This is a genomic window from Aquisalimonas sp., assembly GCF_007120195.1.
Taxonomy (GTDB): Bacteria; Pseudomonadota; Gammaproteobacteria; order Nitrococcales; family Aquisalimonadaceae; genus Aquisalimonas.
Genome location: NZ_SKOG01000050.1, coordinates 1 through 6009 on the forward strand (window position 1 = coordinate 1; position 6009 = coordinate 6009).

The 6009-nt window shown below is 63.6% G+C and carries 5 protein-coding genes; 1 reads left to right on the forward strand and 4 read right to left on the reverse strand.

Features of this window, described 5'->3' with window-relative positions; genetic code table 11:
* The coding region (locus QZT63_RS04235) for a transposase (RefSeq protein ID WP_290648873.1) at window positions 1-957 on the forward strand (957 nt) is incomplete at its 5' end.
* A 415-nt stretch (window positions 958-1372) separates the two neighbouring features.
* Here the strand turns inward: QZT63_RS04235 and QZT63_RS04240 are convergent.
* From QZT63_RS04240 to QZT63_RS04255, 4 genes are all read right to left on the reverse strand, one after another.
* Window positions 1373-2350 (reverse strand): lysylphosphatidylglycerol synthase transmembrane domain-containing protein, encoded by a 978-nt coding sequence (locus QZT63_RS04240; protein WP_290648875.1) that lies wholly within the window; start codon window positions 2348-2350, stop codon window positions 1373-1375.
* Entirely contained in the window at window positions 2347-3450 is a 1104-nt protein-coding gene (locus QZT63_RS04245; protein WP_290648877.1) for an NAD(P)-dependent oxidoreductase, read from the reverse strand. Before QZT63_RS04245 ends, QZT63_RS04240 begins: the two co-directional genes overlap by 4 nt.
* Window positions 3451-3808: 358 nt before the next feature.
* A complete protein-coding gene (locus QZT63_RS04250; RefSeq protein WP_290648879.1) occupies window positions 3809-4999 on the reverse strand; it encodes a glycosyltransferase in 1191 nt (396 codons plus the stop codon).
* A gap of 60 nt (window positions 5000-5059) precedes the next feature.
* A partial coding sequence (locus QZT63_RS04255) for an NAD(P)-dependent oxidoreductase (protein ID WP_290648881.1) occupies window positions 5060-6009 on the reverse strand: 950 nt, incomplete at its 5' end.

Genomic DNA, 6009 nt, shown 5'->3' on the forward strand with positions numbered 1-6009 from the left:
ACCCACACCCAGATCGCCGCACTCGCCGAGCGCCCCGGCATCGGCTGGCTCTCGGCGCTGCGCAGCGAGAAGGTGCGCGCACTCGCCCATGAGGGGGCGCTGCAGCTCTCGCTGTTCGACGAGCACAACCTCGCCGAGATCCACTCCCCGGCGTTCCCCGGCGAGCGGCTCATCGCCTGCTACAATCCGCTGCTCGCCGAGGAACGCCGGCGCAAGCGCGAGGCGCTGCTCGCCGCCAGCGAGGCGGCGCTGGAGAAGATCCGCGCCGAGGTGGCGCGGCGCACCAAGACCCCGCTCAGCGCCGCGGCGATCGGCGCCAAGGCCGAGCGCGCACTCAGCCGCCACAAGATGGCCAAGCACTTCGAGCTCACGATCGCCGACGGGCACTTCGACTACGGCCGGCGCGAGGCACGCATCGAGCAAGAGGCCGCGCTCGATGGGATCTACGTCATCCGCACGAGCGAGCCCCGCGAGCGTCTCTCCGCGGAGCAGGCCGTGCGCGGCTACAAGAATCTCGCCCAGGTGGAACGCGCCTTCCGTACCCTCAAAGGGCTCGATCTGCGCATTCGCCCGATCCATCATCGCGACGAGGCGCGGGTGCGCGCCCATATTTTCCTGTGCCTGCTCGCCTACTACGTGGAATGGCACCTGCGCCGCGCCTGGGCGCCGCTGCTCTTCGACGACGAGGAGCTCGCCGAGGCACGCGCGCGCCGCGACCCCGTGGCCCCCGCCGCGCCCACGGCGGCCGCTCAAGAGAAAAAGACGAAGCGCCGTGGCGACGCAAACACGCCCCCGATCCACAGCTTCGCCACGCTCATGGCCGAACTCGCAACCCGCTGCCGGCATCGCTGCCGGCTCAAATCCGACCCCGACAGCCCCGTGATCGTCCAGGATACCGAGTCGACGCCCTTGCAGCGCCGCGCCCTGGAACTGATCCAAGCGTTCCCAGTGTCGTAGACTTAAGTCTTCCAGTTTCTATAAATAAAACAAAGACTTGACAATTGACTCAGCCGGGAACTTCGGACTAAAGTAGCGCGATCCTTACGAACGGGCTGGCGGCGAAGTCCTGCTGTACGGCCAGGTGCGATAGGCCGTTGACGTGTTCGAGGTTCAGTCGGTGCTTGAGCCGCTTGGGCCCGGGAACCACAGGGAAGATGGCATGGGCTTTAAGCCAAGCGATGCCCTAGTGTCTTCTGCGGCTGCGCCGGGAACGCGCCTTCACGGTGTTTGCGGAACGGTCACGAGAGGGGCGGCAATCGCGCTCCAGGTGCCTCGCCGCCGTCGCGGAGAGAGGGGCCGGCAACCCCTCTGCCGCGGCTCCCCCTAGCCTGACGAACCAGGACGGTGCACTGGGATGGACCGAACCTGGAGATCAGTGGGCGGCCTTGTCGGAAGGCACGCCGAACTGTCCGAGTCGCATGGTGTAGGTAAACCACCAGGGCAGCCAGGAGAGCACCTTGAAAACCCGCCCGAGCAGGGCGATGGAGAGGGCTTCCGTGGTGGACATACCGAAGACCGCCATGGCGAGAACGAACATTCCCTCGAAGACGCCGAGCCCGTCACCCACGGATAGGGTTACCCGCGATAGTAGATTGGCGAGGAAGACAGCGGCCAGAATTGGAATGGGTCCGACAGGAATGCCCAGCCCCCACGCGATGATCCAGAACGCCAGACCGGTGACGATGCCCTCCACCAGAGTGAGTCCGGTAAAGATGACCATCTCGCCGCGATGTGCCCGGAATTCCAGGTAGGCAACGTGCAGTTCCCGGAGCATTCTCACAGGTTTACGTTCGCGGAATTTGGCCAGAAGGCGGTCATGAACAAGATGAAACAGCGGCTGTGAAAAGGACGCGAACAGCCCGGCAAGCAATCCCACGAACAGCACTGTGGCAAACCAGCCCGTCCAGTACAGGGTCGATCCGAGCAGCGCGTGTTCCGCAAGATAGAGGACTGCGACGACGCACAGCAGAGCACCGACGATAAACCCAATCCCGCGCTCGAGCAGGGTGGTCGCTACAACGACGTTGGGGTTCAGGCCTTCCCGGCAGGTACATATGATGCGTACGGCGTCCGCGCCGACGGTGGCAGGCAGAAACAGACCCCAGATGTTGGCCGCGCAGTAGATCTGTGTTGCGGTGTGGAGACTCAACTGCGCGCCCCGGCAGCGCAGCAGTCGGAGCCACTTGTACGCCATCACGGTACGCCCCGCGGTCACTGCCAGCAGTGCCAGCAGCGCCGCCCAGGGGCTGAGTTGAACCATGACTTCCCAGTGGGCTGCAATGCCATCGCCAATCCAGAAGAGGACCCCGAGAATGAGAGCGGCGACGGCTAGCCGGAGCGCGGTTTTCACGGTGTGCGTCTCGGTCGTGAGTTCGCCTCCGGGGTCAGTGCTCGGGTCTTGTCCAGCTCCGACGCCGGGGCGAGGTAGCCGTTTTCACGGTACCAGGACACGGTCCGTTGCAGCCCCAGCTCCAATGAAACGGCGGGCTGATACCCCAGGCGCTCCTGGGCCTTGCGTGTAGAGAACGCGCGATTGTTCTCGTAAAACCGCAGTCGCCGTCGGTGCAGCGGAGGTTCGACCCCGAAAGGAACGCACACCGCCTCGCAGACGACTGATGCGGCGTAGAACGGCGCATACGGAAGCCTGATCCAGGGCATGGGTGCCCCCACTGCGCGAGCCGCCGCGGCGATGTAGTCGCGCAGCGGCAGGTACTCTCGTCCACCGAGGATGAATGCCTCGCCATGGATCCCCGGGGTGGTCAGTGCGCGCAGGAAACCGTCCACCACGTCGTCGATGTAGACGCCGTGTAAGTTCTGGCGGCAGGGCCCGAGCATGAGGAAGGTGCGCTTCTCCAGCATGCGGAACATCTTGAGCATTCGGAGGTCGCCCGGGCCGTACTGGGAGCATGGCCGCAGGATCACGATCTCCATGTCGGTGCTCTCGCGAGCGCGTTCGAGGCAGAGTTGCTCCGCCTGAACCTTGGTCTGCTGGTAGAGGTCCCCGGGGTTGTACGGGCTGTTCTCGTCCGCCGGTGTCGTTTCCACGTGGCCGTGCACGCCGATGGTCGAGCAGAATAGGAAACGTTTGACGCCCGCCGCGCGCGCGGCGTCGAGGGTGGTGCGCGTACCCTCGAGATTGGTGGCGTAATAGCTCGCCGGCGGACCGGAGGCCTTGCGGAAGTTTGAGACCAGGTGGATCACCGCGTCGGCATTCTCGACTAGCTCCGCTATGGCCCCACCATCGTTGATGTCACCAATCACGATCCGCTCGACGCGCCCTCGAAATGGGGCGGTCTTGTCCGCGCTGCGGGCCAGGATGCTGACGCGGTAGCCCGCGGCGAGCAGGGCTTCGGTGATGTGTTGCCCTAGAAAGCCTGCGGCGCCGGTGACCGCGACATGGGAGCCGGGCGAGACCAATTGTTCCACTTGAGTTTTCGGTGTATCGTTCATACGTTGTTCAAACCCCCGTTGTACGGAGTGTGTCCGTGATGCGGATCTCTGATCCAGAAGCCTATAGAGCGCTTTGACGGTGTTTCTGAACGCTTCTGTAGTTGTGCTCGCGTTCAATGAAGGCCTGTGCGCGGCGCCCCACGGCGAGGACAGCCTCGCGATCATAGGGGTGCACGGAGGTTAAACAACCTTCGCCAGTCCGGTCAAGCGGTCCTTCCCGGGTAGTGAAGGGCTACGCGCCCCGCCATCATCTCGAAAGCCTGCCCGCTTCCGTCGTAAATAGACGACTTCAGCAGCTGGCTGCGGACGCTGCCTCGACCGCATGTTACAAGGCACCTACAGCAGTGCTGGCCCGACATCACAACCGTGCAGGCGGTGAGAGTCTCCCCACCACATGTTGGTCAAGTTGTGCGTAAAGGGTGTTGACACTGGCCCGCAGGGTCTCGTAGCTGTGTTCGCGTTCGGCGAACGCCCGGCCGCGACGCCCCATGTCCCGGGCGCCGTCCAGGTTGCGGAGCAGTCCCACCCAGGCCTCGGAGAATCGTGAGACGTTCGCCGGTGCCAAGCAGGCAATATCCGGGGTGAGAACCTGGTTATGAATCGGGAGATCGGTTGCCAGCACCGGCACGGCGGAGTGCAGGTAGCTGTAGAGCCTCATGGGTGTGCCGGGGGCGCGTATGCACGGGGAGACGAGCACATCGGCCTGGGCCATGTAGGCACCGAGCTCCGTCAAGGGCCGCTGGCCGAGGAAATGGACGTATTGCTGCATGCCGAACCGCCCGGCATACACCTTGTAATAGGCAATGGCCTTTTCGGTCCCGCCAATGAGGATCAGGTGGCCGTCCTTGTGCTGGAGGTGGGCCCGCGCAAAGCTCTCCAGCAGGAGTTCGATGCCTTGTGATGGCTCGAGGTCGCCGACATACATGCTGATCGTGCCGGAAATCCCGAGCGAGTCACGAAGCGATTGACTTGGCGATACCGCGGATGGAGCATCCAGCAGGGAGATGTCCCTGAAAACCGTCACGCGGCCCGGGGCGTCGGCACTGACTTCGTTGGCAAGCGATTCACAGACGGGGGCCACTGCCGCCGCGCGGCGCACCGGCAGAGAGCCGATATAGCGCAGCAGCCGCCGGGCGGGGCGGAGGATACGGTATTTTTCCACGATCTGGGTCGAGAGCGCGGAGTCCATGTCATAGACGAAAGGCACGGAGGTCATGGGTTTGAGGATCATGGCCATAAAGGCGCTTTCTTCTACGGCGTGGATCACGTCGTAGTGGTTCCTGCGGAGGCGCCGAACCAGACTCGCGAACAGGTACACGTCGCAGATCAGCTTCTTGAACGACGGCCCGGGCGGCACGTTACGGATACCGAATGGTTTCGGAATGCGATACAGGGAAACGCCAGGGTAATGACGATCCGCCCCTTCATGGTAGGTCAGGACGTCAACGGCATCTCCGCGTTCGCTGAGTGCGCGCAGGACCATGTCAACGCCAACGGGCGACCCGCGTTCCTGATAGAACGGGTGCGGTGCAGTGACGAGAACTCTCATGGTCTACCCGTACGCTGTCAGACGAGGACAGGCCGGTGTTTGCGCAAACCGGCCCGATGGCTATGTCGGCATTTGCCGCTGTTTCAACTCCGAGACAGGCTCAAGCAGCCCCCGGGATTGGTACCAGTGCATGGTGCGCGTCAATCCTTCCTCCAATGAGACCGCAGGCTGATAGCCCAGCTCATTGCGAGCCCGCGAGATGTCCCAGCCGCGATTGGTGGTAAACCACGTCAACCGGCGGCGAAACAAGGGCGGTTCCGCATTGAACGGCCGGCTAGCCATCTCCATGAGCCACGCCAAGCCATGCACCGGCGCGACCCAGGGGAAGCGATACATCCTGACCTGCTGTCCCTGGACCTTTCCGACCAGGCGGACGAGCTCGTTTAGCGTCAGGTACTCGTTGTCCCCGGCGAGATACGTCCGGCCGCGGGCCTCGGGAACCTCCGCGGCAAGCATGAACAGGTCGGCGAGGTTTTCGACGTAGACGGGGTGGTTGTGCGTGCGACCACTGCCGAGCATCAGGAAGCGACCTTGTCGACACATACGGAAGAGTTTCAGCCAACCGTGGGTATCGCCTGGCCCATAGATGGACGTGGGGCGCACGATGACGATGTCCATGCCGTCGCGAATGAACTCGTGGCACACGGCTTCCGCGTCTACTTTGGCGCTGCAGTAGTAATCAATCGGCGTCAGCGGCGAATCCTCGTTCCCCGGGACGGCGTCCGCGGGAAGGGAGCCATGCACCCCTTGGGTGGAGCAGTGCACGACGCGCTTGACGCCTTCTTCACGCGCCTTCTGGAAGAGCTTTCTGGTGCCTTCAACGTCCACACGCTGGAACAGCGGAACGCCACTGTGGATATCCCGAAAGGCCGATGCGAGATTGAATATCACATCGTGTCCGGGCACCGCCTGCGCCAGCACCGCATCGTCATCCACCGAGCCCTCGATGTAACGGACCCCCTCCGCCTCGAAGGCAGAGGCCTCCTGCGCGTCACCCCGCGCGATATCCA

Bases quoted from the DNA above. Each gene is read 5' to 3' on its own strand.
- QZT63_RS04250 (WP_290648879.1), bottom strand. From the start codon at position 4,999: ATGAGAGTTCTCGTCACTGCACCGCACCCGTTCTATCAGGAACGCGGG.
- QZT63_RS04245 (WP_290648877.1), bottom strand. From the start codon at position 3,450: ATGAACGATACACCGAAAACTCAAGTGGAACAATTGGTCTCGCCCGGC.